The organism is Burkholderia sp. AU27893 (genome assembly GCF_002223205.1).
Taxonomy (GTDB): Bacteria; Pseudomonadota; Gammaproteobacteria; order Burkholderiales; family Burkholderiaceae; genus Burkholderia.
In genome coordinates, this window is record NZ_NKFD01000008.1 from 1 (window position 1) to 19,316 (window position 19,316).

Genomic DNA, 19,316 nt, shown 5'->3' on the forward strand with positions numbered 1-19,316 from the left:
GCATCAACGGTAGCCTGGGCCTGCGCGACGGTGGCCGCCGCCTTGGCCGTGGCCGTAGCGGCCTGCTGATGCCGGAACATGCCGAACAGCACGCCAGCCGCCGCGAGCAGCCACGGGCCGAATTTCACCAGGATGGGTAGGATTGCTGTCACGATTGAATCTCCCCGCCGGCAGCCTGATACGCGGCCAGCAACCGTTCGACGTCGTTCTCGTGCTGCCCATAGCCGGCGCCCGGCAGGCTGGCCCAGACGTTCGACACCTTCGCTACAGCCTCGCGGAACCGGCCGGCGTCGATCAGCGGAAGCGCGCCGTGCTCGCGCAGCTGCTGCAGCGCATAGCGATCCTGCGACACCGGGCCGAAGTCGGGTAGTTTCAACTGCGCCTGGTAGATGCGCCACCAGCGGTTCAGGATCTGATAGCGGCCCGCCGCCGTCGACGGAACCGGGATATTGCGGTTGAGCACGTTGGGATGCGTCGCATAACTGGCGAACAGCAACGGCCGCGCTGGCGTCGAGCCGACGAGCACGTTATACCCGTCATCCGACTTCGCAAGCAGCATGGCGCCAATCTCGCTCGCCGCGATCATATCGAGGAAGGCGACACGGTTTCGCCCTCCTGCCGCATACACGTCAATGCGAGCCATCGTCGCTCCCCTTGCGGAATAGTGCCCTGATGCTGCTGATCAGGCCGGCTTGGCTGACGACACGCGCGGCGACCGTCAACAGCACGCCGACGATCGGCACCCACTGTTGCCCGTGCTTCGGGAACAGCGAGAGCAGCGACGGCGCAAGCTGCGGATACTGATCGGCAAGCGGCGGAATTGCAGCGAGCAGGATGAGCATCAGCGCGCTCACGCGAACCGACCACCACTTGCCGATCTGGTTCAGGTCATCGATGAGGATCTTTCTCACGGCTTGCTCCATCTGCGCGTGTCGGGCCGAGCGCCTGCACTGCTCACGAACAGCTGTTCATTGAGGCGGTCGACCTTCGAGTTTGTGTCCTTCACGCTCACCTTGATCTCGTTGAGCGCTTCACGAACGTCCTGCTTCTGGGTTGCTGCAGCGGTTTCGATCGCAGCGACGTGGTCCTCCAATTTCGAAACGCGACCCACAAGGGTGAAGTACGCGACCGTCAGTGCGATTGCTGCGCCGATCACCCCCGTGACGAGCGTCTGCACGTTGACCTTCCAATCGAGCCAGCCGGGCTGTCCGTTCTGCATGCGTTTCCCTCGTCGTTGTTGTCGTTTTCAGTGAGAAGTCCAAGCAGTGCCGGTGCACAAAGCGATCGCGTACGAAGTGCCCCCGCCAGCGAGTGCGCCACCATAGGTCGGAGACGCAGCGTCGCGCACAACGCGCGTGTATCCGGCGAATGAAGGTGTGCACGTCGGCAGGCTGCTCACAACCGTAGGCGTGAGAACCGGACCCGTCGTAAAGGTTACGGTGCCCTCGTTACCGAGGATCAGCGGGTTCGTAAAATTCGAGGCGAAATTGTCGGTCGAGTGCTGGAAGGTCAGCGCGCCGTCGCTCCCGTGATTGATGTTCGAGATGATCCGCCAGCGGTTCAGGTTCGAGCTGTCGCCCGCGCCGAATCGAATCTGCGCGAAGTCGTGCGACATCATGATGCCGGCGGTTCCGTAGCTGCCCGCCAGCTGAATGCCATACTGGCCGCCGAACGAGAAGTCGTAGAAGGCCGCATTCCTGTACGCCTTGGTTCCAACGACCTGCACGCCGTTCACCCACGAGTAAAGCGTGTCGGACGGCCCATATGCGGAGTACGCCGCCTGAACAGGGTTTGGCCCAGGATCACCCGTCGCGAAAAAATTCTGGCACCCAGGGCATTCAGCACCGGAGTTGTTGGTGATATCCGATTCGAATGCAGCGGCGAATTGCCCGCGCCAGCCAGAGTTCAGCACGAGATCGACGTCGGCCGCCCACACGTGACCGGCGTTGCTGCCGGCGACCGCCGATATAAACAGCGGCATTTTCGCGTTGCATTGATCATGACATTGCCATGCCCACACAGCCGAGCCGTCCGCAATGCTGGAGCCGCTACCGCTCGGCCCGCTACCAGAGGATGCAGACGTCCCGGCCGTCGTGTTCAGATAGACGTTCCCGTTGACGTCGAGATAGTCGCCGACGCTGTAGGCGGTCGACGGCGACCATGTCTTCGCGAACCCAGAATTCATGTTGGCGTTGATCGATATGCCGGTCTCGCTGATCGTCGCGGGCTTCGTCGGTACGAAGCTGAAGTACGCCTGCGCGCGCTGATGATCGCCCGCATCGTGGCCGACGGTCGGATAGAAGCTGAACACCCCCGAGCCAGAAATGTACGTGCCGCCATCCATCGAAGCGGTAAGGTCCACCGTCGGTGCGCCGACAAGCGGTTTCGCGATCAGGTTGTAGACGGGGAAATTTTGCGCACGAGCATGCGTAATGCCGAATACCGACATGCCAATCGCGGCAATGCCCCAAGCGAACGCAAGCAACAGTTTTTCGTAGAATTTCATACCGGCACTCCAGCAAAGCTGCACCAAATAATTTCGGGAAACACCTGATAGCAATAGATCGGCATTCCGAACGGGCCTAGATTCCTGTCCAGAAACAGTTGATTTACGAAGGGGACAATCGGCCTGACAAAGCCGGAGGTCATCGCAGCGCCACCACCATTACCCGGTGGGACAAAGGATTCAGCGATCGCGCGTGCCGCATCGACGTTCACAGCGTCTTTGTTGTCGATCGGATCAGCGAGATTCGAGATGCGATTGCTGTTCGCACGATATGCGCCTGATCCGTTCGTATCGTCTCGACCGAGCATCAGCACGCGCGAAAGCGACGGGTCCCCACTGCCGACGAGGTATCCCTGACCCTGAAGCGCCATCCAGATTCGATCGAAGTCGGCGTTCACCGTGTCGGCCAGCAGGTCGCCGTTGTCCTGGTAGTCTTCGCTGCGCATCAGCGCGACGTTTCGGTACAACAGAATGCGCGTGCCAGCTGTCGGTGCGGAGGCGAATACCACCGAACCTTGGTCCTCGCCGATGCCTGAGATCGTGTATGCGATCGGCGACGGCGAACCGTTAATTGTGACCGTGAGGTCATCTTCAGTCAGGAGGCGAAACGGGAAAGCGAACACCGTGGTGATGCCGTTTCCGACGTACGCAACGATGGGATTCTGGACGGGGACGGTCACGCGGCAACCTCTCTGCGAAAGGCGCCGCGGCGCGGCGCTACATTTCGAGCGTCACCTCATGGACGCCCACTGATGGACGCCAATCGTGCCCCTCTGCGGCTGTCGGATTCCCGACTATCCTGCCAATCCTGACAGGCGTTTCGAGGATCGCAGAGGCTCCCGAATCGATGAAATCGTCGGGCTGCCGCTTCACTAACGGGTTGAAGGACTGCATCTGGTCCCACACTGGGCTGTCGAGGACGTCGACGTGCGCCCAGAGGACGCCCGACTTCAGCGGCGGCTCGATGCCCGCGAGGATCTTCTCGTTCTTGTTGACGGTCGCCGCGATATCCTTCACGCCGCACACAAGCTTTCGCTGGCGCAGAGCCTTGCGCAGCAGCTGCGGCACGAACGAGCCGACACCATTCGTCTCGACGTAGATCAGCGGGATAGCGAAGCGCTCGACCAGATCACATACCTGCATGACCTGGCCGCCGGTGATCTTCGAGTTCTCGCCGCTCGAAAATTCGGCGAACTCACCGAGCATCGCCTGAGCGACGTGCCAGTAATAGTTTCCGGCCGCATCGTCGAGCACCAGAGAAAACGCCGAGTCGTCGCTGCCGACCTTGCCAGTCGCGCAATCCCAGTACGCGCGCGCGCTGACGATGCGCGTGTCTCCGAGCATCATGCGCATTTCGCGGTTCGCACGTTCGACGATCGGGTGCACGTTGTACGGTCGAAGCTTTTCGGGATCGAGCCGGACCTCGGTGAGTGGCTTCGCTTCGAGCTGGTACTGCGAATCCCAGTAGTTCAGCGTGCGGCACTTCTTGCGGCGCTTCTCGATGTCGTCGCGCGTGAAGCGCTCGGGCCACGCGCAGTGCGCGTAGATATCGATCACCATGCCCGGCGGCCGCGAGAATACGACCTCGCGCCCCTCGACACGATAGTCGACGCCCTCGCGCAACAGCCGTGCGTGCTTGAAGATGCCGGCCATTACGTACAGACCGTCGTCGCCGGGCGTGAAATCGAATCGGTAGCGCGTCTCCGATGACGTGTCCTCGTACCGCACGCCGGCCTCGAACAGCGGGATCTTCAGTGACGCGGCGCCGGCCGCGATCAGCTCGGGATAGATCGAGTCGTGCGTGTGCGGCGTGCCGATGTACGTCTCCTGGCCACCGGGCACGAGGATGAAGGTCGCCTCCTGAATCTTCAGCCGCAGGTTCTCGCGCGCCTCGGGCGTGCGGATGTTCTTCGGCACCTCGACGTCGTCGTAGTCGATGCTGTCCGCGCGCGCAGACGTCACGTTCTGGTCGACACCGACGGCCGTCATGCTGGCATTGCGCGGATCATTCGCGCCGTTCACCCAGAACATCTGCGCACCTGGCTTCGTCGGCAGGATGCCCGCGCAGAGCGGGTGCCGGCGCAGCACGTTGATGACGTCGCGCGTGAGCTTCTTCGACAGCGGGCCGTCGGCCGACCAGATCAGCGAGCGCAGATTCGGATTGCAGTACAGGCACCACGCCTTGAACACGGCGTAGATGGTCGACTTCGCCGCGCCGCGGAACACCTGCAGCACGCGCATGGGCTCGTCACAGGTCTCCAGCCAATGGCAGACCCGGACGTGCAGCAGGGGAACCTTCCAGCCCTGCTGCTTCGCCCACATCAGGAAAAAGGCGAGGAACCCGACCTTACGATTTTCCATGTGCGCGCTTGTCGAACTCGGCCTTCCGCGCGCGCTGCTGCACCTGGTCGAGCAGCCGCTCGGCCTCCTTCTCGGCAGCAGCAACCTCCGCGTCGAGTTCGGCCTCGGTCTCGCTCACCCCGCCAGCGGCCGCGCCGTCGCCACCCTTGCTCGCGAGCTGGATCACGCTCACCAGCGAGTGCACGCGGCCTATCAGCATCACCGTCGCGGCCGCGTTCTTCTTCGACCAGTAGCGGTCGCCGCGCGTCGCCTTATCCATCGTCGCGAGCGCAATCCCAGCGCCCGGCCAGCCGTCCGGATCGGCTTCGTCGAGAAACACGTCGGTCAGCTTCTCGGACAGCGCCTGCAGGCGCTCGTATTGATCGATGCGCATCACTCCCCCTGGAACGCGTTGCTGAGATCCGGCGCGCGCTGCGGCGCGCTCGTTCCCGGTTCCCAGAAGTAGTCATTGTGGTATTGCTGGCGCGACTTCGCCACGTTCCGCGATGTCACGCCCGGCGACAGGTTCTCGGCGATGTTGTCCCAGATCAGCCGGTTCCACACCGTTTTCCAGAACCAGAGATTCACGAGCGGCATATTCGACTGCGCGACCTTCAGCAGGTCAGCTCCCACGTGCGTATCCTTGCCCTGCGCGGCGTCCTGCACGTTCGTCGAGATCGCGCGCAGCGGCTGGAACAGCGTCGACAGAACCGGGCCGCCGACTGCACTGCTCAACAGCGAACCGTAGTCGGCACTCTGGAACGCGGCCGTGAGCATGTCACCCGCGAAACCCGCGCCACCGCCCACCGAGAAAGCGCGCGTCCAGAAGCCGGCCGCATGCTTCACGTTGTCGGCCATAGGCTCCGGATCTTTGCCGGCGATCAGGTTCTTGATCTGCGTCGACAGCGCGCCGATCAGCGTCGTGCTGACGACGAGCGCGGCCGCGTACGCCATCGGGCTCGCGAGCGTCGGCGCGCCCTCGACGCGGAAGTCACCGGAGCGCCGCATTTCGCCGATACGCCCCCAGTGCCGCGAGATCATCGCGAGTGGGAACGACTTGAACTGCATGAACGTCTTCTGCAGCTCGCCCTGCCACGTGCCCGGTGTCGCCGCGGCGAGCACCTTCGTGCGCAGGTCGGGATTCAGCACAGCGAATTCGCCTTCGTCGCGGATCATGCCGAGCAGCTTCGGCACGACGTCAGCGGCGCGCGCGTCGCCGGTCCCATATAGCGCGTCTGGCGTCAGGTATTTCGAGCCGTTGTACTCGCCGGGCGTGGCGCGGTTCACAAGCGCCCAGTCGTCGGCGGTGATGCCCGAGCGCGTCAGCGAGCGGCGGTCCCACTCGGTGAGCTTGCCCCACTCCGTACCGCCGATCTCGGCGAGGCCGCGCATCATCTGCGCCTGGAACGCGGTGCGCAGCGCATCCGTCCAGCCCGTGACGCCGCCGAATTTCATCGTCTGCGCCGACAGCCATTTCGCCCACGTCGTCGCGAGGTGATCGGTTCCCCACCGGTTCAGGCCGTGCTCCAGCGTTTCCGCGATCAGCCCCTGCGACGTGAGCCAGCTGCGGTAATCCTTCGAGCCGGGCGCCATCAGCCGTGTTGCCGTGCCGAGCGTCTTGAAAAATGGCACACGGTTGTAGCCGGCCGTCACGAACATCGTGCCAACGTCGCCGAGAGCGGCGAGGATCGTGCCCTGCAGCTTGATTGCGCTGACCGTCGTACGAAGCGTCTCGAAGCGCCTCGCGAGCGCCGGATTGACGGGCGTGTTGGTCGCGCCCGTCACGTAGTTCCAGTAGGCGCCGACCGACGTCATGCCGCCTTCGAGCGTACGCATTTCAGTGTTGTCGTGCAGCGCGGTCAGCTGCATCTGCGTGCGCATGTTGCGCGTCGGGTTCGGGCCGTAGCGCTCGACGAGAGCGATGTTCTTCGACATGCCGCCGACGTGGTCGATCAGTGCATTCAGGAGCGAGCCCTCGCCGTACGTGCGGTTGTACTCGATGTGCGCGTCGGCGTTCAGGAAGTGAAGGACGCGGTGCTGCGAGCCGGCATTCGCGCGCGCGGCGCCGCTGGTCGTCTCGCCGGGCACGATCTTGTTGACGCCGCCGTACGCGATCGTGTCCCAGACGCCCTGCTTGCGCGGCTCAACGCCCATGCCGCGTGCGGCGATGTTGCGCGCTTCCCATGCTTCGCGGTCCTCGCCGGTCAGCACGCGGCGCAGCGCGGCATCGTCGAGCGGATTTCCTGCATCGTCCAGATACTGCGAGCGGTCGAGCCGGGGCAGCACGAAGTCGGCCCATGCGTGCCTGGCGGCATCGGAGCCGTTGCCGAGGATCTTCGCCTGGGAGTGGCGGATCGGCACGTAGCCGTAGTCGAGCTGGCCGATGTTGCCGCCCGCCCGGTTGAAGCGCTCGCGCATCGCATTCGAAGTGCCGCTGATCTGCTCGGCGGCCGCCTTCGCCACCTCGTTTCCGGTTGAACCATCGGCGCCGCGGTAGATCTCGCGAATGATGTCGCGTTCCATCGCCGGATTGTCGACGTCGAACGCGCGCGCGAGGAAGTTCTGCCCGTGCTTCATCCCCTCGATCGCGCCCATCGTCTGCCGCATGTAGTCGGCTTTGATGCCGCCCGCCAGCTCGTAGGTGCGCTCGATGTCCGATTTCACCGCCTTCTCGCGGGCGCGCTTCGCATGCGCGCGCTCCGGATCGGCATACAGCGCTTCCTGAATCCGGTCGGTCGTCTCGATCTGCTTCGCGATCTGCAGCTGCTTGCGGGCCTTGTCGAGGTTAGCCTCGCCCTCCAACTGCTGCCGCGCCCAGTCGGCGCCGGCCTGAACGCGCTCGGCTTCGGTCATCGAGTTCCACGCGGCGCGGTCCTGCCGCGACACGGCGCGCATGCCGGCGCGCACGCGGTTCTCGATGCCGTCGAGTTCGGCCTTCGTCAGGTCTCGGCCGGCCGCCTGCGTGACGGCCGCTGCGCATTTTGCGTGCATGAATTACCCCATCGTCCGAATGAAACAGTTCGCCGCCACCTCGAACAGCTTGGCGTCAGCCATCGTCGCGGCGTGCTCGGCGTCGATCGTGTCGAGCGCGTCGCGCAGCGAGCCGCGGAACTCGCCCGCCGTGGCGTCGAATTCGACCTGTGCGTCGGGCGTCGCCGCCGCGGCTTCGCGCAAGTTCGACTCGACAGCGGACGTCGGCCGTGCGGCCGGCTCGCCCGCACCAGTCAGGTCGCGCACTGCGGCCGCCAGAACATCGGCGCTCGACGGCGCACGCGCGGCGGCCACGCCGCTCGCGCCGCTGGGCGTCTGCTCGGCAGAGGAAGCCGTCACGTCGGCGCCGCGCTGCGCTGCCTCGGCGCGGCGCACGGCCGGCGCGCGGTCTGCCTCGCGCTGCGCGCGGGCGAGACTCGACACGAAGTCAGCGATCTGCGTGCGACGCGTGGCCGGCACGTCGATGCCGGCGCGCGCGGTGCGCATCTGCTCGATCTGAGAGTCGAGCGTCGGCAGCTGGTCGCTCGCGCGCTGCGCTTCAGCGTTCTGCCGGATCATCCCTTCCAGCCGCGCGACCTGCGCCTCGTGGTCAGCCTGCGCGGCGTCGATGCGGCGCTGCGCCTCGGCAGCCGCTGCCTTGTACTTCGCACCCTGGTCCTGCAGCTGGCGTGTCAGTTCCTTCACGCTTTCAGGCGACGTGTCCGGTGCGTTCGCGCGCAGCTGGTCGAGTTCGGCGCGCGCCTGTGCCACGGCGCCGGGATCTGCCAGATTGGCCGCCGTCGACGCGAGATCGCCGCGGTACGACTCGGCGTCAGCGATCAGCCCTTCGAGCGCGTTCGCGCGCGTCACGTCGTCCGGCGTGAAGTAGCGCGAGACGTCCGGATAGCCGCCCTCGTCCATCTGGCGCGCGGCGAGTTCGAATGCGTCCTGATGCGCGGCCATGCCGTTCACGTCGTCCGGCGTGCCGAACACGTATGCGTCGTCGACGATGCGCTGCCCTCGCGCCATCAGCGCGGCGTCGACCTCCTGCGGCGATGGGTTGAAGCGGAGATCGTCGCCGACGCGGTTCGTCAGGTAGTCGTTCACGCGATCCATGTACGCTGCCGTCTCGGCGGCCGGCGGCCGCTCACCGCGCAACACTGCAGCAGCCTGCCGCGGGCCACCGTTGTAGTCGGCGATCATCGCCTGCACGTTGCCGTCGTACTGGTCCTGCGTCGCCTTCAGGTAGCGCGCCATGCCGTCGATCGACTGCAGCGGGTCTTTCGGGTCGGTCACGCCGAACTTCTTCAGGTTGTCCGGCATCATCTGCGCGACGCCCGCCGCGCCCTTCGGCGAAACCTGATTCGAGTTCGATTTCTCGCCCGCGTGGATCAGCGCCAGCATGAGGCCCGGCGGCACGCCCTCGCGCTGCGCGGCGGACGTGATGTATGAGGAAAGGATCGGCGAGTCGTATGGCAGCTGCTTGCGCACGGCGACGTCGAGCGTCGGTAGCGGCGTGGCCGGGTCGGCGGCGCGCGCCGCGCGTGCATTCATCGCGATGCCCCCGATATGACCGGCGCCGAAGATACCCGATACGAAAAGCGACGCTTTCAGGTTCATCGGGTCGAGCGGGTCAATCTGGTCGGCGAGGTGGTCATAGCCGGCGTTTTTCAGTATCGATTTTTCTGCGGCAGCCTGCGCTATCGCCATGCCGGGACCACCGACAGCGACAAGCCCGAGTGTCCGCGCAATCGTCGAGCCACCGGCAGGCAGCACTGCACCGACTGCACCGAACGCACCTTCTACTGCACCAGCGGCGGACCGCGTGCCGACGTCGACGCCTTCGCGCTTCAGTTCCTCCGCGCGGCCGAGCCCGATAGACGTACCGCCCACCGCCGCGCCGGCCACAGGACCACCGAGGACTGCGGCCGGCACGATCTGGGTCAGACTGCTGACGGCGCCTTGCACGATCTGGTCCGTGGTCGTCGTGTTGTTCGGGTCGGGCCGCAGCATGTCGGACAGGCTGTACAGTCGCTGCCCTGCGGCCGACGTGAATAGCGTGCCCTCGCGCTGTTTCCTGAAGGTCTCGCCGAGCCGACGGTCGGTTTCCTCCTGAAGCTGCGGATTGAGCAGCGATTCGCTCGGGTCGGTCAGGATCTGGCTCGCGCCGGACGTCAGGTCCGCTGCGGCGCCCGCGAGGCGCGCTGCACCCTGCACGGCGCCGAGGCTGACCGCCAGCCCGACCGAGCCAAGCCCTGTCGACGACTGCGGCTTCGGTTCGGGCGGCAGTTGCACGTTGCCCTGCCCGGTCAGGTAGGCGCTCGTCGTGTCTTCGTAGAGGGGATCGATTGGCATGTCAGCGCTTCGGTACTGGCTTCGTCAGGTGGATGAGCAGCGGTGCGCCGCTCGCGTCGGTCACGGGCCGCGCGCCGGTCAGCACCGTGTAGGTGCCGCCGATGCCGACCCGCTGCAGGCGGTAGCTCGCGAACTGCTGCATGAACTGGTCGACGGGAATTTTCGTGCCGTTCGCGATGACGCTGTCGACCGGCCGGCCGCCAGGCTGGTTCTCGATGTTCGAGACCGAGGCCGCCTTGACGCCGCCGTCGAAATCGTCATCGGACCATCCCCACGGCTTCGCGGCCATGTACCGGTCGCCGCGAGGATCGACGCCGCCAGTCTTCGACAGGCCGCCGGTCGCCACGTTGACGCCGGTCAGGATGTCGGTCGAGTTCGGCACGTCGCGGCCGTTCTTCCGCGCGCTCGCGACCGCCGCGAAGTACGCGGTCTCGCGCGCATCGCCGAGCTGCTGCGGCGGCAGCGCGTCACCGATCTGCTTCGCGATCGTGGCCTGCATGCCGGTCGCGGCCGCCGGATCGACCTTCACCAGCTTGTTCGCCAACGCGTCCTGCCCGTCGAGGATGTACTGCGCAACCGGCATACCGCTCTGCATCATCAGCGGGCCGCCCGACGGATCGGCCGCACCGGCCTTCATCGCGAGCGCCGCCGCCGGGCTCTTGTCCTTCCACTGCTCAGCCAGGTCGTTGATGCGCGCGGCGTTCCCCATCGAGCGACCGAGCATCGCGAGCGCCTGCGCCTTCGTGTTCGTCGGCAGCGCGTCGACAGTCTGGAGCACGCTGCGCGCTTCGTCTGGCGTCAGCAACGACACGCGGCGGCCGGCCTTGTCCTCGACGACTGGCGCGAGCTGCGCGCGCGCCGCGAGCGACGACGCGAGCTGCGTAATGCCAGACGTGTCGATCGCGGGCACGCCGGCAATCGCACCGCGCTCCAGCGCCGCATTCCATGGGTCGCGCTTGTACGCTTCATCGGTCGCCGTGAGGATCTGCTTCTGTTGCTTGATCGCGGCCGCCTCGACAGGATCGGTGCCGGCGGTGACCTGCCGTCCCTCGTTCGCCTGCACAGCGGCGCGCATCTGCGGCACCGACAGCGTCGAGAAACCGGCGCCGGCCGCCGCGCGCGCGATCAGCTGCTGCGTCTGGCCTTCCAGTTCCGTGCCGCGGGTCGCCGCCGTGAGCTGCTGGATGTATTCGGGGCTGAAGCGCTTGCCCTGCGTCATCAAGTCGGTGCCCTGATTGAAAGCCGTCACAGCCTCGCGCTCGCGCGCCTGCTGCTCGCTGTTCATCTGGTTTTCCAGCGACAACCGGTTCGACACGACGGACGCGAGCACCTGATTGCGCTTGCCAGCGTCGAGCTTGCCCGCGTAGTAGCCGTCCGGGGAGGTCAGGTCCTTCTCCAACTGCGTGAGTGCGGCGAGGTCGCCCGTGCCGCGCGCCGCGATCGCCGCCGACTGCGCGTGCGCCGCATATTGGCTGTCGGCCCAGTCCTGCGCGACCTGCGCCGCGCGCGGCTGTGGGATGCCGGCGGACGCAGCCGCGCTCAGGTATGCCTGCTTCGTGCTCGCGACGGTCCCGTCGATGCTGGCCGGATTCGTCGCGATGCTCTTGCCGGCGGTGTCGAGCAGCGTCGCCGCGTTCGTCGCGATGAGCTGCTGCGTGTTCTTCGTCAGCGCCTCCTGCATGCCGAGAGCGACCGTGCGATCGAGGCCGGCCGACTGCGTCGTCGCGATGTTTTTGTAGTGGCCACCCGGCAGCGCGCCGATCGTCGACTCGAACGACTGCTTCTGCGCGTCGGCCACCTGCTGCTGGTAGGTCGGCTGATCGATCGCACCGCTTGCCAGCTGCTCACCGGCCGTCTTCATCGCCGACTGCACGTTCGTCGCGTGCGACTGGTAGGCGACAGCCGCGTTGGTGCGCGCGAGGTCTTCGTCGAGCTTCTGTTTCTGCTGGAACAGGCCGGCCGCGATCTGCGTGCCGGCATCGCCGATACCCTGCATCGCGCGGCCGGTAGCCGCGCCGAACGCGTTCGGGTCAGCCTGGACCGCCGGCGCGGGCTGCGCAACTGCGCTTGCCGGATCGCCGAGTGGGATTCGTGCCATGTTTCCTCCGGATTACGAGCTGGCGAGCGACTTCCAGCCGGTGATGAACTTCGACGCGCCGGACAGCACCGAGCCGAGCGCACCCATGTTGCCGGCGCGCTGCTGCTGCTGGCCGGCCGCCAACGTCATCTGCGCCTGCCCGCGCATCGCCTGCGCCTTTGTGTCGGCGCTCAGGATCGTGTTCAGCGCGTCGGTCTCGGTATTCTGGCCGATGCGCTCGCGCACGTCGTTCGAGGTGCCGGTGCCGACGTTCACGCCCGACGCGGCGAGCGCGGCCGTCGCCTGCCCCGTCGTCGTCTGTCCCTGCTCGCGGATGCGCTTCGCCTGCTGGTAGCCGGCGGCCTGCGTCTGGTCCGCCTGCATCAGCTGCTGCTGCGCGTTGAACTGCGCGGCCTGCTCGGCAGCCGTGCCCTGCTGCGCCGCGCCGCTCGCGGACGTCAGCACGGACGCGGCGGCGGGCAGATACTTCGCCCCAGTGGTCACAGCACCCATGATCGAAATCGGGTCACACATGCGGCACCTCGAAAGTGATGACGGCCTCGATGAGACCGAGCGTTTTGTAGAAGCGTGCCGTCTGCTCGACGTGCACGCCAGTGGAAATGCCGAGGAACGTGTCGATAGCGCCGCGCTCGCACGCCCACTCGCGATAGGTGCGCACGAAGCGCGCGGCAAGCATTCCGCCGCGGTGCGCCGGATCGATGAACAGGCCGAAGTCGCACGCGATTCTGTCCTCGGACATCCAGTGCTCCATGACCATCGCAGCCATAACGGCGATCGGTCGGCCGTCGCGCTCGGCCATCATCAGGAAGCCGTCCTCGCTCGCAATCAGCCGCTCGAACAGCGCAACGAGCTTCGGCGCGGAGAAGCGGTAACGCCGGTAGCGCGGCGACTCGGCGGCCATCAGCGCGCCGAGTTCGACCAGCGCGGGCACATCGTCAGGAGTAGCGTTGCGGATCATGGTCAGCCCGTGTTGACGGTGAACTGACGCAGGAGCGCGAGCACGTACCAGTCGTACGGCTGGTCCTGCGTGATGGTGATTTCGGACGACGAATCCCATCCGAATTCGGTGATGTCCTTGTCGCCCGTGAATGGCTCAGGCGGCTTGTTGAGCACGTTCTCGCCGAACTCGCGGAAAGGGATGATCTGGTCGTTGACCAGACATCGGATCGTGTTCAGCACGCGCAGGATCACGCGGCCCGTGCGTTGCTGGTTGCCCTGCGACGTGCCGAGGCCGCCGGACAGGTTCGGCGTCAGCGCGACGATCGTGCTCTCGTAGTGCAGGCCGATCTCGAATTTCTTCGCCGGCCGCGGCAGAGTCACCTGGCCGCCCGTTACCGTGAACTCGCCCATGTAGACGCCATCGGCCTTCACGTCGCACGTCTTGCCTTCCAGCGAGCCGAGATTCACCCATACCGTGCCGCCCGCGTCGCTTGTGCCGACGATCGCTGCATCGGTCTGCACGCTCGCGTCGAGCCGTTCTACGTACTGCACCGTGTTGCCGTTCACGGTGCGCTGCACGACCGCGAACAGCACATCGCCCTCGTCGCCCGGAATGCAGCACACCGACTTAAACAGGCCGTCCGTCGTGTGACGCGCGAACCCGCACACGTTCTCATCGCGGTCATAGGTCATCGACACGAGCACGCCGTCGGCGCGCACCATCCACACGACCGGCGTCGGCTCAGCCTGAAACGCCAGATCGACGATGCCCGACTCGGTGATGTGCGCGGCGAGGCGCGTGAGATTCTGCGAGCGGAACGAATCGGTGTTGAAGTCGTAAGCCATCGACCGGAGCTTCTTCGCGGCGCGCTGCGGGAAGATCAGCTCATTGCCGACGCGCACCGGGCGCGGCCGCGCGCATCCATAGATCGACTGACTGCGCACGTTGATATTCGTCGGCGTGATGGCGCCGGCCGAGCCGCCGTCGATGGTGAATTCCTCGCCCTGCGTCAGCACCGTGAGGATGCGCGACGAGGCAAGGTGCATGATCTGGTTCACCTGATCGGACGCGACGTCGTACGAGAACCCGTCGCTATCGTTCGTGCCCGGCGTGTAGTCGTAGTAGAGGCCGATTCCGCTCGCCCAGATGCGCTCAGGGAAGCCGCTTGAGCCGGCCGAGTACAACCGCTGTTGGTAGAGGCTCACCGCACACGGATAGCCGTCCGTCGGGTTCCACATGAACGACTTCAGCGACCAGCCATTCGACGGCGCGGTGATCGTCGCCGACAAGATCCGGACGATGCGCCCATACGCCTTCGACGGATTGACGACTTCGGTGAGTTCGACGAGGCCGCCATTGATGGCGACATATGAGCCGACGTCGGTCGTGCGCCACGCTTCACCGCCGCCATGCAGATACATCGCGCCAAGCACGCTGCCTTCCAGGAGCGTGCCCGAGAAATTGAACGTGATGTGCGTAGCGTCAGGTACGGTAGCAACGCGATACAGTCCGTCCAGCCCGGCCGACTCGAAGCCCGACAGAACGATTTCCTGACCCACCGACAGCCCGTGCGGATTCACGCTCTCAAGGGTCATCGTCGTACCGGTCTGCGAAATGCTCTGTACGCCGATTGCCGGTCCGTCGGCGACGAGCGTCACGGCGCCGTCCACCGGTTTTGCATTGCTCGGCGTGATCGGCGCCTGCGGCGATCCGTCGATCTTCCACCCGTTCACCCCAAACGACGAAGCCGTAAAAGCGCTCGTGATCATCACGGTTGCGGTCGTCAAGCTCGTGATGGCGGTAATCGCGGCCACGCCGGGACCGGCGAGAATATTGCGGCCGACATCGCCGCGCAGGAAGGTATCCGCGCTGGCCGTGACAGTAGCCGCACCAGGTGACGTCGATGACAGGATGATCGACGTCGGCGGCCGCGTGCCGATCTCGTCAATCGGCCCCGGATCGAACGGCGCGTCGCTGATTGTCCATGCGGTCTGCAGGATGCGTACTAGCCGTTTCATCGGCATAGACGGATGCGCGACGAACATCGTATCGCTACCCTGCGCGTATTCCAGCTCGAACAGCTTGTCGGCGGTCCAAGGCGTCGCGATTTCGATCGGCGTGCCGCTTTGCTGGATCTGGCCGTCGACCGAATAGAAGCGAGCGTACGAGTCGCCGAGTTCGACGAAATATGCCTGCGACTTGCTGAACACGAACGGGATGAGCCGCGTCGCGCCTGTCGTCTTCGTCGCCGCCATCTGCCGAAATCCGAATCTGCGCCGGCCGCCGCCCTCGATCTGCGGGACCGCGTTCAGCATGGTCTTCACGCCGTTCGCATATCGGTCGAGGTCGATGTGCCCTTCGAGCGGCGGCGACAGCTCGCCCGCGTTGAAATTCGACTGGATCGTGGTGACTTTCGCCATGGCTTACCGCCCCGGCGCGCGACCAGGCGCAGTCGTGTAGCTGGACAGGCGCGACTCCAGTAGCGGGAAGTCGCCGATCGTCTCGGTGTCGTCGTCCTGACCGTTGATCGCCTTGGCCTGCTTCAGCAACGTGGTGAACTCGGCCGTCGCGGTCTGCGCCATCGCGGCCGACTGCGTGATCGGATACGCAAGGCGCATTTTCATCGCCGCCGTGACGACGTCGACGAGCGTCGATTCCCAGGTCGCCTCGACCTCGTTCCTGAAAATGTAGACCAGCGGAAGCGCCTGCACGAACGCGAGGATGCGCTGTCCCTCCGCTGCGAAGTTGAGCGGGCAGCGCGCGCTGCCGACCTGGATCGTCTTGATCCAGTCGGCCGGCAGCTGGAACTGGTACGGATAGTCGAATGCTGGAGCATCGACGAGTGGTGCCAGCACGACGCGTTTCGTGCAGGAATTCCACGGATGCGCGCGCAGCATCGCATCGCGCACTTCCGAATAGAGGTTCGAGCACACTCTCGCACGGTCCGTCGGTTCGTTAAACGAGGCGATCGGCTTGTCGCCGAGCTGAAGCAGTGCGTTCGAGCAGATCGAAATGCTGCTGGTCATGGTCGGTCCTCAAACAAAAAAGCCGGGAGCAAGCGCCCCCGGCATACGTCCTACACCGCGCCGGGATGGCGCGGATCAGTCGTTCACGTAATGGACCGTGACCGAAATCAACTGGCCCGGCGATGCCGGCGTCGCTGCACCAGCGATCGTGCCGTAGACATCGCTCTCGTACGGCGTCACGTACGACTGACCAGCGTTCACGAGCGAGCCCGTCAGCGCCGACACGCCCTGCGCCGCGTTGATCGCCGTCGCCGCCGACAGGCCCGCGGGCACCGCGCCCGACTTGTCGCTCGTCTTGCGCACGCCGATCGCGAGCGTGGACGACGCCGTGCCCGCCGCGTTGTTGATCGTCACGCCCGTGATGCGCGAGCCGCCCGGAATGCGCCCGAAGTAGATCGTGTCGCCGATCGCGCCCGCGATCGACGTGACCTGGCCGAACATGATCCGCGAGCGGCCGCCAGTTTCGTTCGGCTGCAGCTTCGCGTTCGGTGCGCCGAGCACCTTCGCCATCTGTACCGAGTTGGTTTCTGCCATGATGTGCTCCTGTTTCGTGTCGAGATCGATGCGGAGTGGCGCGGTGCGCCACCCGTCACATCACGCTCAGAACTGGTAGTCGATCGTCACGACCTTCTTTTCGTCGGTGCGCACGGCGCCGTACGACTCGCCGATGTAGATCTGGATCGCGTTGCGCTTGTCACGGCGCGGCCCGATGTCGATGTCGCGGTTCAGGCCGACGCCGAACTGAGTCGACGACTTCGCGTATGCGACGGTCGTTTTCACCGTGCCCGACGTGTTGAGCGCTTCGTACGGAACCCACGTGAAGCCGAGCCAGTGCCCCGACAGTTTGCCGTCCTGCAGCATCTGCACGGCCATGAAGTCGGCGGAGGTGAGCGTCGTATCGCTCAGGATGTCCTCCAGCATTTCGGCGTCGTACAGCATGTACAGATCTTCGCCGTTCTGCTCGTCGGCCTCGTTCTTGCGGAACAGCTTCTTCGCCGTGATCAGCTTCGCCTTCGTCATGCCGACGCCACCGTCGAGGATCTTTTGCGAGGACGGCAGCGCGATCGAGCCGTACGGCAGCGCTTCGCCCGCGCGCGTGATCGAGGTGCCGATCAGCGACTGGTAGATCACGGCGTCCTTCTTGCGGTTGAGCGCGGCCAGGCCGTTCTGCATGTACGTGCCCTGCGGGTTCGCCTTCAGCTTCGGCAGGTCGTACTTGTCGATCGGCGTCGACCAGTCCTTGTCCTGCATGAGGGCGACGCGCGTGTCGTTCGGGTTGTCGTTCCAGACAGTATCCGACAGACGCGACGTAACGTCGTTTGCCTCGGTCGCGCCCATGTTGTTCGCGGTGAAGCTGGAGCCCGTGACGTCGCCGTAGTTGCTGACGGTAGCCTGCAGCCGCGATTCCTTCTGCTGCGCGGCCATGATGTAGCCGTCGGCGAACTGCTGCACGAAGGCTTGGGTGATCGTTTCGTTGTTCGTGCTCATGGTGAGAGAACTCCCAAAAGGTTCGATGTCGTCTTTCCGCCTTCAGGGTGTTCCGCGTGTCGCGGGCCTGTTACGGGCTCACGTCGGCGAACGTGCGCTTCCGGGCTCATCGGGTGTTCCGCGCGCCACCGCGGGCCGAATGCGTTGCATCTTCGGCCGACGTGCCTGTCGGAATCCCGACCAAATCGAGCGCGCATAAAAAAGCCCCGCCGAAGCGGGGCAAGTTGGCTGCTGCAATTTGTCGTCAGACGATCGGCGTGTTGCCATATTTGCGGTTGTAGAACGCGTCGATCCGCGCCCGCGTCGCCTTGTGGTCCGGGTGTTTCGGGTTCGTGTTCGCCTCGGAGATCATCAGCTTCTTCACATCGTCTTCGGACATGAAGCCGCCCGCGCTGCCGTTGGTCGGCGCGTCCTCGGCGAACTCGGGGCCGAGCGCAGCCATGATCCGGATGAACGTCGGATTGTTCGCGAGACCAGCCTTTTCGAGATCGTCGAACGACATGTCCGCGGCCTTCGCGACTGCGCTGCTTGCGCGGAACGCGAGGCCCACGTTCTTCTGGAACGTCGCATCGTCGCCCCACGTCTTGCGCAGGTCCGCCGTCGCCGATTCGCTGCTGTACTGCTGGCCGCCGGCCACGAGGCCCGGGACGACCGAGAAGTATTTCGCCATGACGCCGTCGAACTGTTTCTGCGACAGCCCGAGCGCGTGCATGTCCGCGCGAAACTCGGTGAACAGCTTGTCGTTATTCAGGTCGCCGACCGCATCCTTGAACTGTTCCGGAATCGTCACCTGGTACTCGGTGGCGGCGGCCGGCGGCGCGCCACCGTCGACCATGCGTTTCGACAGCTCGCCGTAGCCGCCGGCCAGCTTCTGCGCGGACGCAGTGAGATCGAGCGCGCCGTCGGCGCCGTTCACGCGGTATTTCTCGGGCAGCCAGTCGAAGCCACCTGCGCCAGCCGCGGAAGCACCGCCAGCCGCGCCCGCTCCTGCACCCGCTCCTTCGGCGCCAGCGCCGGCCCCGGCCGCAAGCGCTGAACCGCCGCCGGAAGCTGATGCTCCGCCCCCACCTTCGCCGCCGGCCGCAGCAGCACCACCGCCTGCGCTACCGCCGTCGCCGCCGGCAGCGTCCATCAGCACGAATTTCCTGAAGAACATGAGACCTCCGTTATGCCGCGGCCTTCACGGCGGTGAGCGCACCGGCCGATACGATCGCGGTGGCCGGGCTGTTGAGGGTTGCGTTTCCGGACGACGTCGTGCCGTCCGACTTCTGCAGCGTCATCGTGACGCCGTTCGCGACGATGGCATCGGTGGCGGCCAGCGTCACCACGCCGTTCGTCGCGGTCAGGTTTCGCGTGACCGTGCCGGCCGAGTTCTGCACGGTGACGGCACCGCTCGGCGCGAGCGCGGCCCATGCGCCCGCCGTCTTCTTGTAGACGACGAGCGTCACGGGATCGATCGTCACGTCGCCGTTCTCGCCGACCTGATCCTGCGGCTTGCCGCTGTAGTACGGCACGCCGTACGGTTTGTCATCGGTGCGCGGCGCGCCGTAGGCGATCCAGCCGCTGCCGGTAAGTTGCGAGGTGCCGGACATG

At 65.5% G+C, this 19,316-nt stretch carries 18 protein-coding genes; all 18 read right to left on the reverse strand.

What is annotated here, in order from left to right; genetic code table 11:
• Positions 1 to 148: 148 nt before the first annotated feature.
• A complete protein-coding gene (locus CFB47_RS39655; protein ID WP_089460736.1) occupies positions 149 to 643 on the reverse strand; it encodes a glycoside hydrolase family protein in 495 nt (164 codons plus the stop codon).
• A complete protein-coding gene (locus CFB47_RS39660; RefSeq protein ID WP_143330803.1) occupies positions 630 to 911 on the reverse strand; it encodes a hypothetical protein in 282 nt (93 codons plus the stop codon). The genes CFB47_RS39655 and CFB47_RS39660 overlap by 14 nt, the downstream gene beginning before the upstream one ends.
• Positions 908 to 1,219 (reverse strand): hypothetical protein, encoded by a 312-nt coding sequence (locus tag CFB47_RS39665; RefSeq protein WP_089460734.1) that lies wholly within the window; start codon positions 1,217 to 1,219, stop codon positions 908 to 910. The genes CFB47_RS39660 and CFB47_RS39665 overlap by 4 nt, the downstream gene beginning before the upstream one ends.
• Positions 1,220 to 1,246: 27 nt before the next feature.
• Positions 1,247 to 2,506: a hypothetical protein gene (locus CFB47_RS39670; protein WP_089460733.1), complete on the reverse strand. Its 1,260-nt coding sequence runs from the start codon at positions 2,504 to 2,506 to the stop codon at positions 1,247 to 1,249.
• Positions 2,503 to 3,186 carry a hypothetical protein gene (locus tag CFB47_RS39675; protein ID WP_089460732.1) on the reverse strand — a complete coding sequence of 228 codons (684 nt, stop codon included), beginning with the start codon at positions 3,184 to 3,186 and terminating at the stop codon, positions 2,503 to 2,505. The genes CFB47_RS39670 and CFB47_RS39675 overlap by 4 nt, the downstream gene beginning before the upstream one ends.
• A gap of 37 nt (positions 3,187 to 3,223) precedes the next feature.
• Positions 3,224 to 4,867 (reverse strand): phage terminase large subunit, encoded by a 1,644-nt coding sequence (terL, locus tag CFB47_RS39680; protein WP_089460731.1) that lies wholly within the window; start codon positions 4,865 to 4,867, stop codon positions 3,224 to 3,226.
• Complete coding sequence (locus CFB47_RS39685; protein ID WP_089460730.1) at positions 4,854 to 5,240, reverse strand: hypothetical protein; 387 nt, start codon at positions 5,238 to 5,240, stop codon at positions 4,854 to 4,856. Before CFB47_RS39685 ends, terL begins: the two co-directional genes overlap by 14 nt.
• Positions 5,240 to 7,837, reverse strand: coding sequence for a hypothetical protein (locus CFB47_RS39690; RefSeq protein WP_089460729.1), 2,598 nt, complete (start codon positions 7,835 to 7,837; stop codon positions 5,240 to 5,242). The genes CFB47_RS39685 and CFB47_RS39690 overlap by 1 nt, the downstream gene beginning before the upstream one ends.
• Positions 7,838 to 7,840: 3 nt before the next feature.
• Positions 7,841 to 10,171, reverse strand: a complete 2,331-nt coding sequence (locus tag CFB47_RS39695; protein ID WP_089460728.1) for a lytic transglycosylase domain-containing protein — start codon at positions 10,169 to 10,171, stop codon at positions 7,841 to 7,843.
• 1 nt (position 10,172) lies between these two features.
• Positions 10,173 to 12,269, reverse strand: a complete 2,097-nt coding sequence (locus CFB47_RS39700) for a hypothetical protein (RefSeq protein WP_089460727.1) — start codon at positions 12,267 to 12,269, stop codon at positions 10,173 to 10,175.
• Positions 12,270 to 12,281: 12 nt separating this feature from the next.
• Positions 12,282 to 12,761: a hypothetical protein gene (locus CFB47_RS39705; protein WP_089460726.1), complete on the reverse strand. Its 480-nt coding sequence runs from the start codon at positions 12,759 to 12,761 to the stop codon at positions 12,282 to 12,284.
• Between the two features lie 13 nt (positions 12,762 to 12,774).
• Positions 12,775 to 13,170 carry a GNAT family N-acetyltransferase gene (locus tag CFB47_RS39710; RefSeq protein WP_219846201.1) on the reverse strand — a complete coding sequence of 132 codons (396 nt, stop codon included), beginning with the start codon at positions 13,168 to 13,170 and terminating at the stop codon, positions 12,775 to 12,777.
• A 59-nt stretch (positions 13,171 to 13,229) separates the two neighbouring features.
• On the reverse strand, positions 13,230 to 15,629 hold the full coding sequence (locus CFB47_RS39715; RefSeq protein ID WP_256946653.1) for a hypothetical protein: 2,400 nt from the start codon (positions 15,627 to 15,629) through the stop codon (positions 13,230 to 13,232).
• A 3-nt stretch (positions 15,630 to 15,632) separates the two neighbouring features.
• Positions 15,633 to 16,235 carry a hypothetical protein gene (locus CFB47_RS39725; protein WP_089460724.1) on the reverse strand — a complete coding sequence of 201 codons (603 nt, stop codon included), beginning with the start codon at positions 16,233 to 16,235 and terminating at the stop codon, positions 15,633 to 15,635.
• Positions 16,236 to 16,310: 75 nt separating this feature from the next.
• A complete protein-coding gene (locus tag CFB47_RS39730; RefSeq protein ID WP_256946652.1) occupies positions 16,311 to 16,769 on the reverse strand; it encodes a hypothetical protein in 459 nt (152 codons plus the stop codon).
• Between the two features lie 66 nt (positions 16,770 to 16,835).
• Complete coding sequence (locus CFB47_RS39735) at positions 16,836 to 17,723, reverse strand: phage capsid protein (RefSeq protein ID WP_089460722.1); 888 nt, start codon at positions 17,721 to 17,723, stop codon at positions 16,836 to 16,838.
• A 244-nt stretch (positions 17,724 to 17,967) separates the two neighbouring features.
• The gene (locus CFB47_RS39740; RefSeq protein WP_143330802.1) at positions 17,968 to 18,879 is read right to left on the reverse strand and encodes a hypothetical protein; all 912 of its coding nucleotides are present in this window, start codon (positions 18,877 to 18,879) and stop codon (positions 17,968 to 17,970) included.
• A 10-nt stretch (positions 18,880 to 18,889) separates the two neighbouring features.
• Positions 18,890 to 19,315 carry a hypothetical protein gene (locus CFB47_RS42030; RefSeq protein ID WP_226287442.1) on the reverse strand — a complete coding sequence of 142 codons (426 nt, stop codon included), beginning with the start codon at positions 19,313 to 19,315 and terminating at the stop codon, positions 18,890 to 18,892.
• Between the last annotated feature and the right edge of the window lies 1 nt (position 19,316).